16 protein-coding genes and 3 pseudogenes are annotated in these 17,825 nt (G+C 68.7%); 9 read left to right on the top strand and 10 right to left on the bottom strand.

Annotation, left to right across the window (positions count from 1 at the left end; all coding sequences use genetic code 11):
• Positions 1-2: 2 nt before the first annotated feature.
• The 4 genes from C2142_RS26750 to C2142_RS26765 are packed head-to-tail and all read right to left on the bottom strand — an operon-like array spanning position 3 to position 1,766.
• Positions 3-317 (bottom strand): hypothetical protein, encoded by a 315-nt coding sequence (locus tag C2142_RS26750; RefSeq protein ID WP_148645306.1) that lies wholly within the window; start codon positions 315-317, stop codon positions 3-5.
• Positions 314-1,267, bottom strand: a complete 954-nt coding sequence (locus tag C2142_RS26755) for a DUF2637 domain-containing protein (protein WP_148645307.1) — start codon at positions 1,265-1,267, stop codon at positions 314-316. Before C2142_RS26755 ends, C2142_RS26750 begins: the two co-directional genes overlap by 4 nt.
• Positions 1,264-1,488 (bottom strand): hypothetical protein, encoded by a 225-nt coding sequence (locus C2142_RS26760; RefSeq protein WP_148645308.1) that lies wholly within the window; start codon positions 1,486-1,488, stop codon positions 1,264-1,266. Before C2142_RS26760 ends, C2142_RS26755 begins: the two co-directional genes overlap by 4 nt.
• The gene (locus tag C2142_RS26765) at positions 1,485-1,766 is read right to left on the bottom strand and encodes a hypothetical protein (RefSeq protein ID WP_148645309.1); all 282 of its coding nucleotides are present in this window, start codon (positions 1,764-1,766) and stop codon (positions 1,485-1,487) included. The genes C2142_RS26760 and C2142_RS26765 overlap by 4 nt, the downstream gene beginning before the upstream one ends.
• Before the next feature lie 518 nt (positions 1,767-2,284).
• Here C2142_RS26765 and C2142_RS26770 point away from each other — a divergent pair.
• Complete coding sequence (locus C2142_RS26770) at positions 2,285-2,920, top strand: helix-turn-helix transcriptional regulator (protein WP_148645310.1); 636 nt, start codon at positions 2,285-2,287, stop codon at positions 2,918-2,920.
• On the opposite strand, the gene C2142_RS26775 is transcribed toward C2142_RS26770, so the two are convergent.
• Positions 2,886-4,037 carry an ISAs1 family transposase gene (locus C2142_RS26775; protein WP_241002798.1) on the bottom strand — a complete coding sequence of 384 codons (1,152 nt, stop codon included), beginning with the start codon at positions 4,035-4,037 and terminating at the stop codon, positions 2,886-2,888. The two genes, C2142_RS26770 and C2142_RS26775, sit on opposite strands and share 35 nt — an antisense overlap.
• A gap of 66 nt (positions 4,038-4,103) precedes the next feature.
• Here C2142_RS26775 and C2142_RS26780 point away from each other — a divergent pair, with 66 nt between their 5' ends.
• The gene (locus tag C2142_RS26780; RefSeq protein ID WP_162002550.1) at positions 4,104-4,541 is read left to right on the top strand and encodes a transposase family protein; all 438 of its coding nucleotides are present in this window, start codon (positions 4,104-4,106) and stop codon (positions 4,539-4,541) included.
• A gap of 157 nt (positions 4,542-4,698) precedes the next feature.
• Here C2142_RS26780 and C2142_RS26785 read toward each other — a convergent pair whose 3' ends face one another.
• Entirely contained in the window at positions 4,699-5,304 is a 606-nt protein-coding gene (locus C2142_RS26785; RefSeq protein WP_148645313.1) for a hypothetical protein, read from the bottom strand.
• Between the two features lie 354 nt (positions 5,305-5,658).
• On the opposite strand from C2142_RS26785, the pseudogene C2142_RS40425 reads away from it, so the two are divergent.
• The 3 genes and pseudogenes from C2142_RS40425 to C2142_RS26800 all read left to right on the top strand — a co-directional run.
• Positions 5,659-6,336 (top strand): annotated as a pseudogene (locus C2142_RS40425) (IS110 family transposase); the annotation flags it as partial.
• A gap of 65 nt (positions 6,337-6,401) precedes the next feature.
• A pseudogene (locus C2142_RS40430) lies at positions 6,402-6,620 on the top strand (XRE family transcriptional regulator); the annotation flags it as partial.
• The gene (locus C2142_RS26800) at positions 6,617-7,090 is read left to right on the top strand and encodes an NUDIX domain-containing protein (RefSeq protein ID WP_148645315.1); all 474 of its coding nucleotides are present in this window, start codon (positions 6,617-6,619) and stop codon (positions 7,088-7,090) included. The pseudogene C2142_RS40430 and the gene C2142_RS26800, both read left to right, overlap by 4 nt.
• On the opposite strand, the gene C2142_RS26805 is transcribed toward C2142_RS26800, so the two are convergent.
• From C2142_RS26805 to C2142_RS26825, 4 genes are all read right to left on the bottom strand, one after another.
• On the bottom strand, positions 7,087-7,644 hold the full coding sequence (locus C2142_RS26805) for an HD domain-containing protein (RefSeq protein WP_148645316.1): 558 nt from the start codon (positions 7,642-7,644) through the stop codon (positions 7,087-7,089). The genes C2142_RS26800 and C2142_RS26805 overlap by 4 nt on opposite strands.
• A gap of 13 nt (positions 7,645-7,657) precedes the next feature.
• A complete protein-coding gene (locus tag C2142_RS26810; RefSeq protein ID WP_346766397.1) occupies positions 7,658-8,155 on the bottom strand; it encodes a GntR family transcriptional regulator in 498 nt (165 codons plus the stop codon).
• A 564-nt stretch (positions 8,156-8,719) separates the two neighbouring features.
• A complete protein-coding gene (locus C2142_RS26820) occupies positions 8,720-10,189 on the bottom strand; it encodes an RNA-directed DNA polymerase (RefSeq protein ID WP_162002552.1) in 1,470 nt (489 codons plus the stop codon).
• Between the two features lie 1,043 nt (positions 10,190-11,232).
• A complete protein-coding gene (locus tag C2142_RS26825; RefSeq protein ID WP_148645320.1) occupies positions 11,233-12,063 on the bottom strand; it encodes a nuclease-related domain-containing protein in 831 nt (276 codons plus the stop codon).
• Between the two features lie 439 nt (positions 12,064-12,502).
• On the opposite strand from C2142_RS26825, the pseudogene C2142_RS26830 reads away from it, so the two are divergent.
• The 4 genes and pseudogenes from C2142_RS26830 to C2142_RS26845 form a co-directional block, all read left to right on the top strand.
• A pseudogene (locus tag C2142_RS26830) lies at positions 12,503-12,697 on the top strand (VIT1/CCC1 transporter family protein); the annotation flags it as partial.
• Between the two features lie 133 nt (positions 12,698-12,830).
• Positions 12,831-15,455 carry an ATP-dependent Clp protease ATP-binding subunit gene (locus C2142_RS26835; RefSeq protein WP_277347275.1) on the top strand — a complete coding sequence of 875 codons (2,625 nt, stop codon included), beginning with the start codon at positions 12,831-12,833 and terminating at the stop codon, positions 15,453-15,455.
• Between the two features lie 194 nt (positions 15,456-15,649).
• The gene (locus tag C2142_RS26840) at positions 15,650-17,008 is read left to right on the top strand and encodes a sensor histidine kinase (RefSeq protein ID WP_241002799.1); all 1,359 of its coding nucleotides are present in this window, start codon (positions 15,650-15,652) and stop codon (positions 17,006-17,008) included.
• On the top strand, positions 17,005-17,682 hold the full coding sequence (locus C2142_RS26845; protein WP_148645322.1) for a response regulator transcription factor: 678 nt from the start codon (positions 17,005-17,007) through the stop codon (positions 17,680-17,682). The genes C2142_RS26840 and C2142_RS26845 overlap by 4 nt, the downstream gene beginning before the upstream one ends.
• The last annotated feature ends 143 nt before the right edge of the window (positions 17,683-17,825 follow it).

Below are 17,825 nucleotides of genomic sequence, written 5' to 3' on the forward strand. Positions count from 1 at the left end.
GGCTACTCCCCGGGGATGTCGGCGACGGCGAACAGTTCCACCGGCACCCCGTGAACCTCGCCGATGGCGACCAGGCAGGCGCCGTGGCCGCAGGCGCTGTATCCGATGTCGCACGGGTGGAGACCGAGGGCGGCGCGCCACTGCTCGAACCGGGTGAGCGAGTCGCGGACGACCAGGGACACGCCCCAGTCCGGGGCCCCGGTGTCGGTCCCGAAGTCGCACAGCTCGAACTCGTCGGGCTGCGGCATGTACCCGTGCTCGACGAGCGTCATCATCAGCGCGTGTGCGGCGTCGGCCTGGCTGGTGAGCGTGGTCATGATGCCTTCTCCTCGCTGGAGTCGACGGTTTCGGCGGTCGTGTCACCGGTGGCCGGGGTGGGCGCGGGGACGGCGTGCAGCGTGGGCCGCTCCGTCTCCGGCGCGGCCTGGTCGGTGCGTTCGGCGTGCAGGGTGTCGCGCAGGACGCGGGCCTTGGCGGAGGAGGTGCGGACCGCCTCCCGGATCCGGTCGGCCGTCAGCTCCGTGTCCGGCCAGTCGGCCGTGGCCGATCGCGCCTCGGTGAGCAGCTCCTCCGCCGTGCGGGTCGGCCGGGTTGTGCGGGCCGCCGCCGGCACCGTGCCGGTCGACCGGCGGGGCCGCGCCGACGCCGCCCCGGTCGGCTTCCGGGACGGTCCGGCCGGGGCGGCCCCGGCGGGCGCCTCGGTCGGCTCGGCGGGCGGAGTGGTCGGGGCCGGTGCGGGCGCGGGGTCGGCCGACTCGTACAGCGGCCACTCCGGCTCGGCAGGTCCGGGTTCGGGCAGGTCAGACCCCGACCGATTTACGGTGGTCTGGTGGTTTTCTACCGGTTCGGGTCGGTGGTGGAGCACTTTGGCGACCAGGTCCGACCCGAAGTAGATCGAGCCGACCGGCAGGCTGCTCGCGAGCAGGACCAGGGCCCAGTGGGCGGGCGCCCAGTCGGCCAGCCGCATCCGACCGCCGGTGTGCAGCGTCGGCACCAGGCCGTGCACGTAGTTGAGGACCAGCGAGGCGGCGGTGTAGCCGACCAGGACCCGCAGGGCGAACCGGCGATCGTCCCCGATGAGGACGAGTACGGCGATCAGGGCGAGGGCCATCAGGCCGTCGACCACCAGCGGGTAGACGGTCGAGGCGGTCGGGTCGGCCCCGATCGCGGACGCCACGTCCTTCAACGCGTTCCAGGAGACGCGGAACGCCATGCCAACGACCGCCAGCAGGGCCGCCACCATCCAGAACTTCGCGCGGCGGCTCACCGGGCCCCCTCCGCCCGGCGGCGGCCGGCGCCACGGAGGAACAGGCGACGCTCGGACTCGGTGCTCGCGGTGTCCACCGCCAGCACCGTGACCACCAGCACCGCCAGCAGCACCCGCCCGCCCAGGCCGGGCTGCACGCCCAGCAGCCAGGCCAGGCCCGCCACCGCCAGCGCCACCCGCAGCCGGGTCATCAGTACCAACAGCACCTCGGAGCGGTTCACGCGGCCACCCCCACCAGCACCGCACCGGCGCCGGCCACGGCCCGGACGGCGTGCAGCGGAACCGGCGCCGACTTCATCAGGCGCTCCGCGTAGGCGGCCAGCTCCGGATCCTCCCGGCGCAGGTCCGCCAGCACCGCGTACGCCACGTCCAACCGCGCGGCCCGGCCCAGCTCGTCCTCACCGGCCACGCCGGCGAACAGCTCCTCGTCCACGCCCAACGCCAGCTCCGCGAACTCCTCGGCGTCCGCCGCACGCTGGCCTGCAACAATCGACTTCACGGGTCTACCTCTTCCAGGTGGGGAGGTGGGCCCCAGGGGCTGCCGCGCTCCGGCCAAGGAAGGCGCGGCGGCCCCGACTCATGCGGGCCCAGACCACTCGTCACGTCACGAGCAGCCATGACCCCCGACCCGCCACAGGCGGCACGGATCGGGGACCAAAGACACTCGTTCTCGATCAGCACACTGTTGAGTTCTCAAGGAACGGCGCTTCCTTCGGGGGGCTGTCACCCCACCCCTCCAGGCGCGTTTGCACAGGTCAGAGCAGCCCAAAGAAGGGCCAGAGGTTCGCCCGCCTCGCCATGCGAGACATGTTGAACATGTCTCTTACGATGGCGCTGAGCCGACGCTTCGTCAAGTCCTTCGCTTGGTTTGGTCGGAGCCGCCGACCTCGCATCACTAGATTCGGCGAATCAGGCCGGTCGGGATACGGCTTACCTGGACGGCTCCGATCCGACTTCGCTACGGTCAAGTCGTCCCGCATCGTCCGAGCGCCACAACTTCGTCCACGGGAGGGCGAGATGGCCAATGAGAGGCTTCGAGGGGCGATCCTCGCCAGTGGGCTGACGGTCGAGCAGATTGCCGAACGTCTCGGCGTCAGCTCGCGGACAGTGGAGCGCTGGGTCGAGGCCAAGGACCACCGTCGTCCCTACCGGCGCTTCCAGTACGCGCTGGCCAACCTGCTGCAACGCGACCTGTCAGACCTCTGGTCGGATGAGCAGACCAGCAGCGAGACGGCGGAGGCCGGCCGGGCGGAGCTGGTGAAGCTGTACCCCCACCGTGCAGTGGTGCCGAAAGAGCTGTGGACGACGCTCTACGCAAAGGCGTCCCGGCACTTCGACCTTGTGGTCTACGCGGGATTCTGGCTCTCAGAAGACCCGCTGTTCTTCCGCCTCATCCGCGAGAAGGCACATGACGGTGTACCCGTACGGCTCATGCTCGGCGACCCCGGATCCTCCTCTGTGGCCCAACGCGGCGAGGACGAGGGGATCGGGCCCGCCATGGCGAGCAAGATTCGCAACGCACTCGCCAACTACGGCCCGCTGTTCGGCCTGTCCGGCGTCGAGTTCCGGTTGCACTCCAGGGCCGTTGCAAAGTCCTGTGATCTTGTGGTCGCGCTGGTCAGGCGATGCCCAGTAGGTCGAGCGGGCGGGTGAAGGGCTCGTAGGAGGCGTGCCGGATGCCGGCGGCGATGTTGGTGTGTCCGGCGGTGCGGAGCATGTTGATGGCCAGGTTGCGAAGGGTCGCCATGTTTTCGGGTCCGTGGGCGGTGCGGATTTTCGAGGTGTCCTCGGCGAAGGTGGTGTCGCGGACGAAGTGGAGCCGGTTCTCGATGGTCCATTGTGACCTGGCGAGTTGGCCCAGGCGCTGGGGCGATGCCTGCTGGGAGGTCAGGTCGGTGATCGCGTAGACGGTCTGGCGGCTGACGGTGCCGGTGGCGAGGTCGGTACGGTGGCGCAGGATGCGTACGGCCTGGGCGGCGTGAGGGAACTCCAGGCCGAGGCCGGTGACGGTGAGGGCTCTGGTCACCCGGGTTTCCCGGCGGCCGTGGCCGATCTCGCGGTCGTAACGACGCGCGGTGACGTTCTTCCAGGGTAGTGATCGCAGTCGGCGGTGCAGTTCGGGCTGGTTGGCCTTGACCACCAACAGGTAGTGCGCCTTCTTCTCGTCCACCAGGAAGCGCGCGTGGGCGCGCTGGGTGTGCAGGGCGTCGGCCGTGACCGTGACCCCTGTCAGGTCGAAGGGCTCCAGTAGCGCGGCGAAGCAGGTGATCTCGTTGGTCTTGTCGGGGACCCGCAGCTGGGTGACGGTGCGGCCGTCGCCGGTCATCGCGGCCAGCAGGTGGGCGGCGGGCGACTCGCTGTGCCGGGAGCCGCGGGCGGTCTTGCCGTCCACGGCCAGGGTGTCCGAACCGGCAGGATCAGCGCCGGTCAGATCGGCCAGTCCGCCGGGGCAGACCAGGCCGACGACCCGCCGGATCGTGGCGGCACTCGGTGCGACGCGCACGCTCAACGCCCCCACGACCCGGGCACCGAGGTGGGCCAGGGCGTGCTGCGGCGCGTTGGCGGACCACTGGCCGATGGCCGTATACGAGCGTGCGCCGGCGACAACCGCGGAGGCGGCAACCAGCAGCACCGCCACGAACGGGTGACGCACTCCTCGACGCCGACGCGGATCGGGCAACAACCGCAGCCGCTCCACCAGCGAAAATCCCGCCATGTCCTCCGGAGCCGGCGACTTGATCAGGCAGACGGTGGCAGACTGACGACACATCGAAGCTCCGGTGGTGCGAGGCGACTTGGGAAGGTCACCCCGTTCAACCGGAGCTTCGATGCGTTCGTGACGGCCCGGCCAGCACTCCTCGCGCCGCCGCGGCCTGCGGACTCACATGGTCACCGGGACTTTGAAACGCCCCTGGACCCGAAGGGCCAGCTCGTCTGGATCTCCCGCGCCCTTCCCGGCCGCACCCACGACCTGACCGCCGCCCGCAACCACCGCATCGTGAAGACCTGTGTCCGGCTCCGCGTCCCGGCCCTGGCCGACATGGCGTACACCGGTGCCGGCGGCACGTTCGCGGTGCCGACCAGACGCCCGCCCCGCAAGGAGCTCAGCGTCGGGCAGAGATCGCTAAACAGGGCCCACGCCCGACTTCGCTACCCGGTCGAGCGAGGCGTGGCGACAGTCAAGCGCTGGAGGATCTTCCACCACGCCCGCTGCAGCCCGAACTGGCTGACGTCAGCAGCCAAGGCCGTACTCACCCTCGAGCTTCAACGCTGAAAGAGCTCAATGAGACAGATCATTTACAGACAGTTACAGCTCGCCTCGGGGACGGCCCGCCCGGCTGCCCGGTCGTGTCTCCGTGCGGGAGTTCGCGCGGGCGGTGCGCCGGGGGTGCGGTTCGTCGTGCGGCGCCCCCGGCGCACCGGTCGGTGGATCAGTAGTGGCCGAGGCGGTAGCCGCCGAAGCCGCTGCAGCCGGCCGCCCAGTAGGCGCCCGGGAAGAAGCCCGCGGGGATCGGCGAGTTGGAGCAGGTGTACAGGCCGACCTTGGCGACCTGGTGGTACCAGGCACCGACCCCGTGACAGCCGGGGACCACGTAGCCGGTCACGACGTAGCCCGGGACGATCGGGGAGCCGCCACAGGTCCAGATCCCGTCCTTGACGAGGCTGTGCTGCCAGGAGCCCATCCCGTTGCAGCCGTAGCTCAGGTAGTCGGTGAGGACGTACCCCGCGATGATCGGGGAGCCGCCGCAGCTGTAGAGCCCGTCCGCCTCCGGCTGCTGGAACCACGAGCCCCAGCCGCTGCAGCCGTCCTTGTTGAAGGCGGTGAGGACGTAGCCGTTCGGGATGGCAGCGCCGGAGCAGGCCCACTGGCCGCCGCCGCTGCTGACGCCGGCCGACGCGGCGGCCGCGCTCGACGTGCCGGTGGCGGTGCCCGCGAGGACGAACGAGGCGATGAGCGCGAGAGCGCCGATGGTGGCGCCGATGCCGCGGCGGACGACCGCCCTGGCGAGGAGCTTCCACAGGTGACGAGGATGCATGATCGGTTCACTCCAGTCCTGGCGGCGGCATGCTTGATGCCCGCTGGTCGGGGGAAAGGGCCGAGCGGTGGATCGGGCCTCACCCTAATGCGAAGGTCATGCGAATATCCGGTGTTTGGCTTGCGAAGGCCCCGACTTGGCTGGAACGCCGAGGTTCCACGCGACCCGGCGCGACGCCCGCGCCCGTGCGGCGGCTCAGGAGACGTGGAGTCTGCGGCTGCGGTGGGCGAGCAGGGCGTTCTTGACGACCGCGAGTGCCTTCCTCTCGGCTGCCGGATCCGGCGCGAACCGGCGGTTGTGGCCCAGGTGGAGCAGCCCTCCCGCGATGCGCGCCTGGGGCGTCCAGCACGCGCCCTGTGCGCCGAGGCGGCACGTGGGCTCCCCGAAGTCCTGGACGGCGGGACGCCGCTCCTGTCGCGACGGGTGGCCAACGACGAACCCGACCTGATCCAGCCGCTCACCGACGTCCTCGCCCTGGGCGATCGGCCTGGTCGACGGCGGGGCTGCCCTCGTCATCGCGCTCCTGCTCGCTCGCGGCCAACAGGTCCTCTATATTCCAGGCCGCACCGTCAACCGGGCCACGGCGGGCTATCGCGGCGAAGGCAAGACGGACGCGCGTGACGCCCACGTCATCGCCTACCAGGCACGTATGCGCCGTGACCTGCAGCCCATCACGGCGACCGACGAGGGTGTCCTGGAGTTGCGGTTCCTGACCGCGCGTCGGCTGACCTGGTTTGCGACCGTACTCGGGCCGTCAACCGGCTCCGCGGTCTGCTCAGCAGCATCTTCCCTGCCTTCGAGCGAAGCTTGGAGCTGGCGAACCACGGCCCTTTGATCCTTCTGACCGGCTACCAGACCCCTGCCGCGATCCGGCGGATGGGAGCCAGTCGTCTGGAGCAGTGGCTGCACAACCGCAAAGTGCGCTGGTGCGCGGCCCTGGCCCGGTCCGCGGTCGAGGCCTCGGACCGGCAGCACACCAGCGTGCCGGGCGAGAAGGTCGCCACTCGGATGGTTCAGACCCTGGCCAGGGAGGGCCGGGTGTCGATGGAGATCGCCAGCGCATTCACGAGATCACAGGACTTTGCAACGCCCCTGGGTTGCACTCCAGCACGCTCTACAACTCGATCTACCGTGCGGACGACGACATGCTGGTCAACGGCCACGTCTACGGTGTTGGGGCGTATCTGGCCCCTGTACTCCACCTTTCGCAGGTCCCTGGCGGAGAGCTGTTCAGCACGTACGCCGCGAGTATCGAGCGAATCTGGGAAGGCGCCCGAACGATCAAATCCCCGCAGTTGGAGGGTGAAGCGACATGACCCGCGTCGACTACTTTCACGACTCGGCAGCTCCGCCGGCCAACTCGGTCGTGCCGTCGGTGACCGCGGTCGTCACGGACGATGCGGGACGGCTCCTGCTGATCCACAAGACGGACAACAACCTGTGGGCGCTTCCCGGCGGCGGCCACGACATCGGTGAATCGATCGCCGACACGGTCGTCCGGGAAGTGCGGGAAGAGACGGGGATCGACGTCGAGGTGGGCGCGGTCGTGGGGCTTTACACGGACCCCGGACACGTCATGGCCTACGACGCCGGTGAAGTCCGGCAACAGTTCTCGATCTGCTTCAAGGCCCGGCCGGTCGGCGGCACGCTGCGAACGAGCGAGGAATCGAAAGAGGTCCGCTGGGTTCCCCCAGCGGACCTCGATGCCCTGGACATTCACCCGTCGATGCGGCTCCGGATCGCCCATGGCCTGGACGTCGAACGGGGCCAGCCGTACATCGGTTAGGCAGTGGCGCCGGTCCGGGACAGGCGCTCCTCCACCCGGCGGGCGGCCGCATCGATCTCCGGCTCAGCCCGCCGGATGAACCGGCCGACGATGCTGTCCGGCCCGTACCGGCCGACGATCTCGGAGATCCGGTCCGGCGTCGTGGTCGGAATCCCGTCCGGCGTCGTCGTCATGTCGCAGTAGATCAGCGCGTCCACCAGGTGTGGCTCCTCCAATGGGAACTCGCCTTCCAACTCCGCCCGCAGGCCGCGCTCCTCGGCTTCGAGCAGCGCGCATGAGTGGTGGGCGACCAGCCGCACGACTCGCTCGTCTACGTTCTCCGCACGCAGGAAGCGCGCGCCGTCAAGCGGATGGAACCCGGTGTCGGTGAGGCGTGGTGAGTACCCGATGTCATGCAGAACCGCGGCCGACTCCAGCAGCTCGGCATCCGGCCCGAGGATCGTGGCCAGTGAGCGCGCCTTGCCGGCCACTCCCTTGGAGTGGACCCAGCGGCGCGGCAGGTCGGTCGACAGGAGAGATTCGGCAAGCTCGTAAGCCCACACAGTGGAGTCCATTCCTAGGTGGTGGTCAGACCTGAGCGGCGGGCAGCGCTCGGACACGCCGCCCCTTCCCGTGCCGTACTTCGAGAATCCCGGCGCCTTCCAGCTGGGCGAGGGCCCGCCGTACAGTCCCGCGTGCCGCACCAGTCTGCTCGGTGAGATGCTTCTCTGACGGAAACGGGTCACCGACGTTCAACTCAGCTACCATAGCGGCGAGTTGATCGAAAATTGGCGGCTTCTGCTCCTGGCCTACGACGATCCACCCGATGCCAGGCTTCGACCGGATCAAGCCCTCGGCCGCGATCATGTCTAGGGCGCGCTTCACGGTAGTTCGGGAAACTCCGTGCAACTCCATGAGCCCCGCCTCGGAGGGGAGTGATGCAGTCGGGTCCCCGCTGATCTGTGCGCGCAAGGCGTCAGCGAGGCGAAGGTATGTGCCGCGGGGGCTACGCTCTGGCACGGGCTGCTCCTTCCCTGGTTTGGTACCTAGACAGCATGACCGATAGAGCCATGCGCCGGCCAGCATCCAGTAGTGAGCACAGCTAGGTCATGGTTCTGGACAGGGCTCCTGGCGCACTCCGACTGATTGGCCTAGGAGGCCCTGCCCTGTTGTATCCGCCTCCGAGCCAGTTCGAAGGACCTGTTTGGCACAGGCGTGTCGGTGGAGACGATTTGGAGATATTCTGCATTCAGACTTCGAATGCTATCTCGGATTATATCAATGCCTGCATCGGGCGAGAGCATCTGGAGTTCAAGCTTAACTTTATGGCGCAATATTGTGTAAGACCTGGCTGAGCTTAGAAAGTCGGCTGACTTCTTGGTTCCACCCAGGAATGAAGCGGTGGCTGCGACTGCACCAGAGACAGCAGATACGGCGCCCCAGATTGGCCTGCTTGCAAGCGCTGTCATGAAGCCAGAGATGGCCGATGCGCACGCTGGAATGAATATCATAAGCCTGCCCCAGCGCTCTGCCCGCTTCGCAGCTTCAAAGTACGCTTGCGCGCTATAGAGGCAGTTCTCGTGCATTTCTTCAAGCTGCGCTCGGAGCGAGTCGCACTGATCCTGGGTCAACTGTGGCATGCTACCTCTCTCAGGATATGGGAATTTTGGGTTGGGTTCGCAGGTATCTGCAGACCCATTTGAGTGGTGGCAAGTATTCCTCCACCTCATTCAGGTACCTCTCTGAGAGGTTCCCCGATTCATAGAGCGCCATGAGGAGGGCTCGGCGCATTGCAATGCTAGGCTCATCTTCAAATCTGTGGCGAAGGAGCTGCGACTCCCCAATCGAGGCATCTCGACCAAGGTATCTAACGGCGAACTCGCGTGGAAAGTCCTCTCGATTTCTGTCCTCAAGAATCATCCAAGCGGCGTCCTTTAGCTGTGGACTCCGCTCCTCGGCGGAAAGAAAGTAACGCAAGATTCGCTGCTCTAGGTAAGGGTAGCTTGAGCTGGCGCCGGAGGTCATAAATAGTGACAGCTCATGCTTGATCTCGACAGCGCGACTCTTGCAGGCCCCCAGATATCTGAAGAGCTCCTTCGAGATATGAGGCAAGTAGTGCAGGTTTTCTAGGCACCAGCTGACGGCGTGATCGTCTCGAAGTTTTACTAGGCGATTTAGCGCGAAGCGAATTGCCGTTTGACTTAATTGCTCCTCTTTGATCGCCTTGTCGAAGTACATGCGCACTTCTTCTTGAGCTCCGGGGATTCCAATGTCGCATGAGGCGGAGAGTGAGGCCAAGCGTGGATCGTGAATCCGCGTCAATGCGTCCTGCTGCTCCAAGATTGCCGTCTTCTGTGCCGACATTGACAACCTGCGGGATCGAAGTATCCGGTTAATCTCCCCAAGTATGTCCCTGAGTTCGGTCCAGTCTGGGTGAAATATCCTAATGTCATCCGAGTATCTCGCGAAAGGGATTCCAGACTTTCTAAGGAACTCATCCACGGGAGTTAGGTATAGGTTTGCCAAAATCGCGGAGGCGTCGGAGCCTTGGGGAAGTCCCCAAGCATGATTGATGCGCTGAAAAGCGGTGAGAAACCTAGTCAGCCTCTGCGTGTCGTACCTGTTTTTAGAAATGCAGGATAGGTCATCGGAGAGGATGTCTATGTCAACGTGCTCATAGAAAGAGGCGGCATCCAATGTTGCCATCCTGGGCCAAGGATCAGCCTCTAGGTGGCGCCGTGAAACTCGCTGCATCTGTCGCCAGAGCTTTGACCAGAAGTGCGGCTCGCGGCGTTGATGGTCCCACCGGTAGCTAAATACTCTGCGGTCTAGATGGCGATCGATATCGGGAGTCACCAAATATATTAGCGCGTCATAAATAATCCGATCTCGCGCAGAGAACCTCGCCAAAGGTCGGAAGTTGATTGAGTCTTTGGGGTAGTCGATAATCTCGGTATATGTGGGTGTGCAGTCGCCATCGCGAATCGAGGATAGGAGCGTTTTCCTGTATCCTGCTAGCCATTGATCTTGTATATCGGCATAGCCTGCTACGTCAGGGATCGCCGAATAGTCCTGATCGCCGGCGCGGCCCGGGACTAGGAGGCGCTTGGCGAGGTCCAATGCGCTAGCTGTCAGCGCGTCCCCGGTCGGCTGCGCCATCTAGACCCCCCAAACTCTGCAACTGGCTGTTGAGAGGATAGTCGTTCCAGGTGCCTGGGTGGGCAGGCGTTGCCTGTCGATTCGGCTTGGTTGCCATGCTCAACCAGTGGGGTGATTGTGTTGCTGACTGGTCACCATGGTGGTTGGAGCAAGACGCGGCAGGTCAGGGATGCGATTGCTGCTGCCGTTTCTGAAGAGCGTGCCCGCGCGGTGTATCTGCTCAGCTAGAGGCCGGCGCCGGTGGGCTTGTCGCGACACTGCGCATGAGGCAAGACGGGGATGAGCCGAGAGGTTGGTGCCACCACCTCAGCACGATCGGTTGGCTAGCTGCGAGTCCTGACGAGACGGCTCTAACGTCGCTATCGCGACATCAGTACGTGACATCAACGGGCCTGGACGTGGGCGATCGCCGTGGGCTGCCCACGAGCGGCCTCGTGCACAGCCTGGTAGTCAGCTACAGGTGGGAGAAGGCACTGATCGAACTTACAAAGCAGATGTCGGCGGTTCGAAACCGTCCGCGCCCACCAGCCCAGAAGGCCCGCAGCGATCATGCTGCGGGCCTTCTGGCGTCTCGGGCTGGCATCAGCGGCGGCGCTTGAGCAGCCGGTTCGTGTTGCCGAGCGCGTCGCGCTGGGTGTTCTGGTGTTGCGTGGCTGTGGACGTTCACCGTCAGCCCGGCCTGGGCCGCAGTCGTTCAGGCGGCCTTCCTACAGGGCGCCTGAGTCCACCTGATGTCTCACTCAGGGGAGTCGACCCCTGAATTCCTCCCAAATGATCAAGGCGTTTATGTACGTGCAGGATGCGGGGTAGGCGGGGCAGCATCCCGGGCCGGAGGGACCGGCCGGGGATGCTTGTGCCGCGGCGGAGGGATGGTCGTGGACCTTCTCGGCGTGTTCTCGGGTATACGCCGTCCGCCTGCTCGACGCGCTCCGGCAAGCGGGCAGCGCCGCATATGCGCACGCACGACGGCCGGGCGCTCATCGAGGTGCCTCGGGCGAGTTGAGCTACTGGGCCTTCCTGTGGCGACTGCCGATCCGGCTCCAGACCTGGCGGTGTCGCGCGACCCTGAAGACCATGTCAACGTGCCTCGGCGTCAGCCGCGTTGGCGCCGACGGGAGGTTCGAGGCGATCTGCTCGCCGGCGACGACAAGCACGGGCGACGCCCCGTCGTGGCTGATCTTCCGGGCGCCGACCACGGCGATGACCGGGTGAACCGGTACCTCGAACCCGCACCATTCCTCCAGCAGCCCCGTCGTCCGTGAGGCCTCGAACTCGGCGTTCGCCAGGTACGGGAAGCTGTTGCGATTGACGCTGACCATCTTGTCGCCGACCCGCACGGTGGCGTCCGGGTGGTGCTTGGTGTTGATCGTGAAGACGCCCGGCGGGCCGATCACCACATGGTCGATGTCGGACCCGCTGGGCAGCGGAACGCCGTGCAGGACCTTCCACCCCGAGGCCCTCAGCGGCTCCAGGGCGGCTCCGACGATCCGTTCGCCCTCCAGTCCCAGGAGCGTCGTCGGGGTGGCGAGCGGGTTCCGGGTCACCTTGGCCACCAGGCGAACCCAGATGTTGTGCGACTGTTCCTCCTGCAGAAGCATGCTCTCCAGCCCGGCTCCGGGGGCGTTCAGCGAAAGGTCGTCCTCATCCCGCAGCGGCGGCAGGAACGGCGTGCCGGCCCGTTGCCGCGACGCGGGCACTTTGGGTGGCGCCGGCACGGTTGCGCCTCCGCGGCGCCTGACGGTCCGCGGGGGTACGGACTGCCCGTAGACAGCGCACCACTCTTCCACCTTTGCCAGTGCGGCAGCCTCGGACGCGGAGTCCTGGATCTCGATCACGCCGGTCAGGCAGTCGAGCCATGCGACCGAAGCGCCCCGGGAGCCGGCTCTGTTGACGTACAGCCGCCACCTGCCGGGCTTCCGCCATGGCCTGACCGACAGTTCCTCCACGCGGCTCCGCCCTCCCCGGCTCAGACGCCTGACAACTGGTCAGCATGCCCAGGAGGCGAAGCTCACGAACGCCATCGGCCGGCCGGGGAGGGGTGAGGTTCGGTCAAATCGGGCGGCGCATGGCGGTGAGTTGCGGCAGAGGCCGACGTCGGCGGTTCGAAGCCGTCCGTGCCCACGACTTCGGGTGCCCCGGAGACCGTACGGCCTCCGGGGCTTCCTGGCGCTGTGCGGGTGGTGTGGGCGCCGCCGTTGAGGTGGAGGGTTTGGCCGGTGAGGTGGCGGGCTGTCGGAGTCGGAGCGGGAGCAGCTCGTCGGTCTGCTGGGCAAGCTCCCGCCGGAGTCGTGGCGGCTGGTGGTGACGGTGCTCGCCGTCCTGGTGGCGCTCACCGCGTCGGGTTGGACGAGCGCCCGGCTGGGCGGGGCCGGGGTGGTCCGGGCGGTGCTGCGCAATGTCGCGGGCGGCATGCTCGCGATGGTCGTCACGTACAGCGGGGGCGTGCTGCTCGACCACTTCACGGGCTGAGCCACGCATGCGGTGAGGCACGCACGCAGTGAGCCACGCATGGGGATCGGGCCGCCAACGGATCGTCCCGGGAGGCGGGTGGACGGGGCCTGTGTTTGTGTGGGCTCAAACCGCTTGGGAGAGGTGATCTACCGTGACGATGCCCCCGTTCGGGTCGAACGATCCGTTCTCCGACCTGCTCAGCCGGTTCTTCGGCATGAGCCCGCTGGCCTCCCCGCCGGCGGTTCAGCGGGTGCCGATCGGGCGGATGCTGAGCGAGTCCTCGCAGGAGCTGCTGGCCCTCGCCGCGCACCGCGCCGCCGAGGACGGGAGCAGGGACCTCGACACCGCGCACCTGGTCTGGGCGGCTACCCGGGTGGAGCCCTCGCGGCGGATGCTGGAGCGGGCGGGGGTCGATCCGGACCGGCTCGCCGACGACCTGAGTGCCGGGTTGCCGACCGGGACTGCGGAGGTCGAGCGGGACGTGCGGCCCGCTCTCACCCCCTCGGCGAAGCGCGCGCTGCTCGCCGCGCACGCCCGGTCCCAGGCCGCCGGCGCCTCCTACATCGGCCCGGAGCACATCCTCGGCGCGCTGTTGGAGGAGGAACGCTCGGGCGCGGGTACCGCCCTGCACAACGCGGCCCCCTCGCAGGAGGCGCTGCGCACCGTGCTGGACGGGCGCGGCGTGGGCGGTGAACGCAGCAGCACCGGCGCGCACCCGAGCCAGACCCCGACCCTGGACGAGTACGGCCGGGACCTCACCGAGGAGGCGCGCTCCGGCCGGCTGGACCCGGTGGTCGGGCGGGCCGAGGAGATCGAGCAGACCGTCGAGATCCTCTCCCGGCGGACCAAGAACAATCCGGTGCTGATCGGCGAGCCGGGCGTAGGCAAGACGGCGATCGTCGAGGGCCTGGCCCAGCGGATCGTCTCCGGGGAGGTGCCGCAGAGCCTCAAGGACAAGAGGGTGGTCACCCTCGACCTCACCGCGCTGGTGGCCGGTTCCAAGTACCGGGGCGAGTTCGAGGAGCGGTTGAAGAGCGTGATCGACGAGGTCACGGCGGCCGATAAGAGCGTGGTCCTCTTCCTGGACGAGCTGCACACCGTGGTCGGCGCGGGTGGTGGCGGCGACGGCTCGATGGACGCGGGCAACATCCTCAAGCCGGCCCTGGCCCGGGGGGAGCTGAGCGTGGTCGGCGCCACCACGCTGGACGAGTACCGCAAGCACGTGGAGAAGGACGCCGCGCTGGAGCGGCGGTTCCAGCCGGTGCTGGTGCCCGAGCCGGCCGTCGGGGAGACGATCGAGATCCTGCAGGGGCTGCGCGACGCTTACGAGGCCCATCACCAGGTGCGGTTCACCGACGAGGCGCTGGGCGCCGCCGCGGCCCTCTCCGACCGGTACGTCAGCGACCGGTTCCTGCCCGACAAGGCGATCGACCTGCTCGACCAGGCCGGTGCGCGGGTACGGCTGCGCAGTCTGAGCGGCTCGACCAAGGCGATGCCGGTACAGGACCGGATCAGCAAGCTGCGCCGGGAGTTGGAGGAGGCGGTCGCGGACGAGGAGTTCGTGCGGGCGGCCAACCTCAAGACCGAGCTGCGGCAGACCGAGGACGAGCTGGCCGCGATCGCCGAGGGCCGCGAGGAGGTCGTCGAGGTCACCGCGGACGACATCGCGCAGGTGCTCTCGCGGCGGACCGGCATCCCGGTCGCCGAGCTGAACGCGACCGAGCGCGAGCGGCTGCTCAAGCTGGAGGAGCACCTGCACGGGAAGGTCATCGGGCAGGACCAGGCGGTGACGGCGGTCGCCCAGGCCGTGCGGCGCGGCCGGGCCGGGATGGGCGACCCGGAGCGGCCGACCGGCTCCTTCCTCTTCCTCGGCCCGACCGGCGTCGGCAAGACCGAACTGGCCAAGGCACTGGCGGAGCTGCTGTTCGGCGACCCGGACCGGATGATCCGCTTCGACATGAGCGAGTTCCAGGAGAAGCACACCGTCTCCCGCCTGGTCGGCTCGCCGCCCGGGTACGTCGGCTACGACGAGGCCGGCCAGCTCACCGAGGCGGTCCGCCGCAAGCCGTACAGCGTGCTGCTCTTCGACGAGGTGGAGAAGGCGCATCCGGACGTCTTCAACCTGCTCCTCCAGGTGCTGGACGACGGGCGGCTGACGGACGCCCAGGGGCGCACGGTCGACTTCCGCAACACCGTGGTCATCATGACCAGCAACATCGGCTCGCAGCGGATCCTCGACCACGCGGGTGACGTCGACGAGATCAGGGACGACCTGATGCGGGACCTGCGGGCGCAGTTCCGCCCGGAGTTCCTCAACCGGATCGACGAGGTGATCGTCTTCCACGCGCTCACCCGGAAGGACCTGCTCCAGGTGGTCGATCTGATGTTGGACCGCAGCCGGCGCCGGCTGAAGGCGCAGGACGTGCGGCTGGAGGTCACCGAGGAGGCCAGGGAGTGGCTGGTGAACCGGGGCTACCAGCCGGAGTTCGGGGCGCGGCCGCTGCGCCGGACCATCCAGTCGGAGCTGGACAACAGGGTCTCCAACCTGTTGCTGGACGGCAGCGTGCAGGAGGGCGACACGTTGATCGCGGGGGTGGACGACGGGGAGCTGGTGGTGACGCTCGCCCGGCCGGAGGCCTCGGCGACCTTCGATGAGGCGGAGGCGGACACGAGGGCGAAGGCGGAGGCGGAGACGAGGGCGAAGGCGGAGGCGGAGACGAGGGCGGAGGCGGAAGCGAAGGCGAAGGCGGAGGCGAAGACGAGGGCGGAGGGGTAGAGGGGAGCAGAGGGCTGGGAGTAGAGCTTGCGTTCGGGCGTACTCCCGCGGGAGTACGCCCGAACGCAACTCCGGGGTGACGCGGCGGGGCGTGCGCGGGGTCTAGCCTTCCGGGCATGACGCCGCGTACACCTCGGCCGCCGTCGGCGGGTTCCGGGCCGCCGGGGGATCACCCCGCGTCGGAGGAGCATCCCATGCCGGGGGAGCATCCCGTGCCGGGCGGGTTCGGTGCGCCTCCGGGTGGGCTCGCCGAGCCGTGGCGTCCGCCGTGGGTGCGGGCCGCCAAGGCGGGGTGGCCGGTGGCTGCGGCGATCGTGGTCGCGGCGGTCCAGGTGGCCGGGTCCTCCGCGGCCGCGAGGCACCAGAGCGGGCGGGTCCCGCTGGACGCCTTCGGCTACCTCCTGCTGCTGCTCGGGCCCGCGCTGCTCGTGCTGCGCCGCAGGTGGCCGGTGGCGGTGGTGGCGGGCACCTCGCTGGTCACGGCGGTGTACGTGACCGCCGGGTACCCGTACGGGCCGGTCTTCCTAGGCTGGGTGATCGCCTGTTGCACGGCGATCGGCTCCGGACACCGCCGGGCGGCCTGGGCCGGGCTCGGCGGGGTCTACCTCGTCCATGCGCTGGTCACCTTCGCGGTGCCGGCCGACTGGCAGCGCGCGGCGCCGTCGACGATCACCTGGTGGCAGGAGCTGGCGCTGGTCACCTGGCTGCTGCTGGTGGTGTCGGTCGCCGAGATCGTGCGGTTCCGGCGGGAGCAGATGGCCGCCCACCGGGAGTACGAGCAGCAGCTGGCGCAGCGCCGGGCCAACGAGGAACGGCTGCGGATGGCACGGGAGTTGCACGACATCCTGGCGCACAGCCTGTCGCTGATCAACATCCAGGCCGGGGTCGCGCTCGCGCTGATCGACAAACGGCCGGAGCAGGCGCGGACGGCCCTGACCACGATCAAGGCGACCAGCAAGGAGGCGCTCGGCGAGGTCCGCCAGGTGCTCGGGACGCTGCGGGCGCCCGGGGCGGCGGCGCCGCGCGGCCCGGCACCCGGGCTGGACCGGCTCGACGAGCTGACCGAGCAGGCGGACAACGTCGGGCTGGCGGTGGAGGTGCACGAGAAGGGCGGCCGGCGGGCGCTGTCCGCCGGCGTCGACCTGACGGCCTTCCGGATCGTCCAGGAGGCGCTGACCAACGTGATCCGGCACTCGATCGCCCGGCAGGCGGTCGTCGTGCTGGACTGGACGGATCCCGACGCCCTGGTCGTCGTGGTCGCCGACCCGGGCCCGGCCTCGCCCGGTGACGCGGGTGGGTCGGGCAGTGGGCTGGCCGGGATGCAGGAACGGGCCGCGGCGTTCGGCGGCAGCATCACGGCGGGGCCGGTGGCGCCGTCGGCGGGCGGCGGGTTCCGGGTCCGGGCGGTGCTGCCGACGCGGCCGGAGGGCGCGCCGCCCGGGGCCACCGGTGAGGGGCGGGCGTCCACCGGTGAGGGGCCGGCGTCCGCAGGCGAGGGGCCGACGTCCACGGGAGCGGGCCCGGGGACCACCGATGAGAGGGAGGGCCCGTGATCCGGGTACTGCTGGCGGACGACCAGCTGCTGGTACGGGCGGGGTTCCGCGTGCTGCTCGACATGCAGGACGACCTCACCGTCGTCGGCGAGGCGGACGACGGCGAGGCCGCGCTCCGGCTGGCCCGCGAACTCCTGCCGGACGTCGTCCTGATGGACATCCGGATGCCGCGGATGGACGGGCTGGAGGCGACCCGCCGGATCGCGTCCGACCCGGTACTGGCCGAGGTCCGGGTGGTCGTGCTGACCACCTTCGAGCTGGACGAGTACGTCTTCGAGGCGCTGCGTTCGGGGGCGGCCGGGTTCCTGGTCAAGGACACCGAGCCGGCCGAGCTGCTACGGGCCGTCCGGGTCGCGGTCGCCGGGGACGCACTGCTCTCACCCGGGGTGACGCGCCGTCTGATCGGCGAGTTCGCGGCCCGCTCGAAGGCGCCGGAGGCTTCGGCGACGGGCCTGACGGACATCTCCGTGCTCACCGAGCGCGAGCGGGAGGTCCTGGCGCTGGTCGGCATGGGGCTCTCCAACGAGGACATCGCCCGCAGGCTGGTGGTCAGCCCGCTGACCGCGAAGACGCACGTCAGCCGGGCGATGGTGAAGCTCGGCGCACGGGACCGGGCGCAACTCGTCGTGCTGGCCTACGAGTCGGGGCTGGTCCGGCCGGGCTGGCTGGGCTGAGGCGCGGCCCGGATTCCTGAGGCGCGGCCCGGATTCCTGAGGTGGGGTCCGGCGCCTTGCAGTGTGGCCCGGCGCCCGAGGCGCGGCCGGGCCCCTGCGGCGCGGCCCGGCCGCTTCGGTGTGGTCCGACCGCCCGGACCGCC

The organism is Streptomyces sp. CB01881 (assembly GCF_002953255.1).
In the GTDB taxonomy this organism is placed as follows: domain Bacteria; phylum Actinomycetota; class Actinomycetes; order Streptomycetales; family Streptomycetaceae; genus Kitasatospora.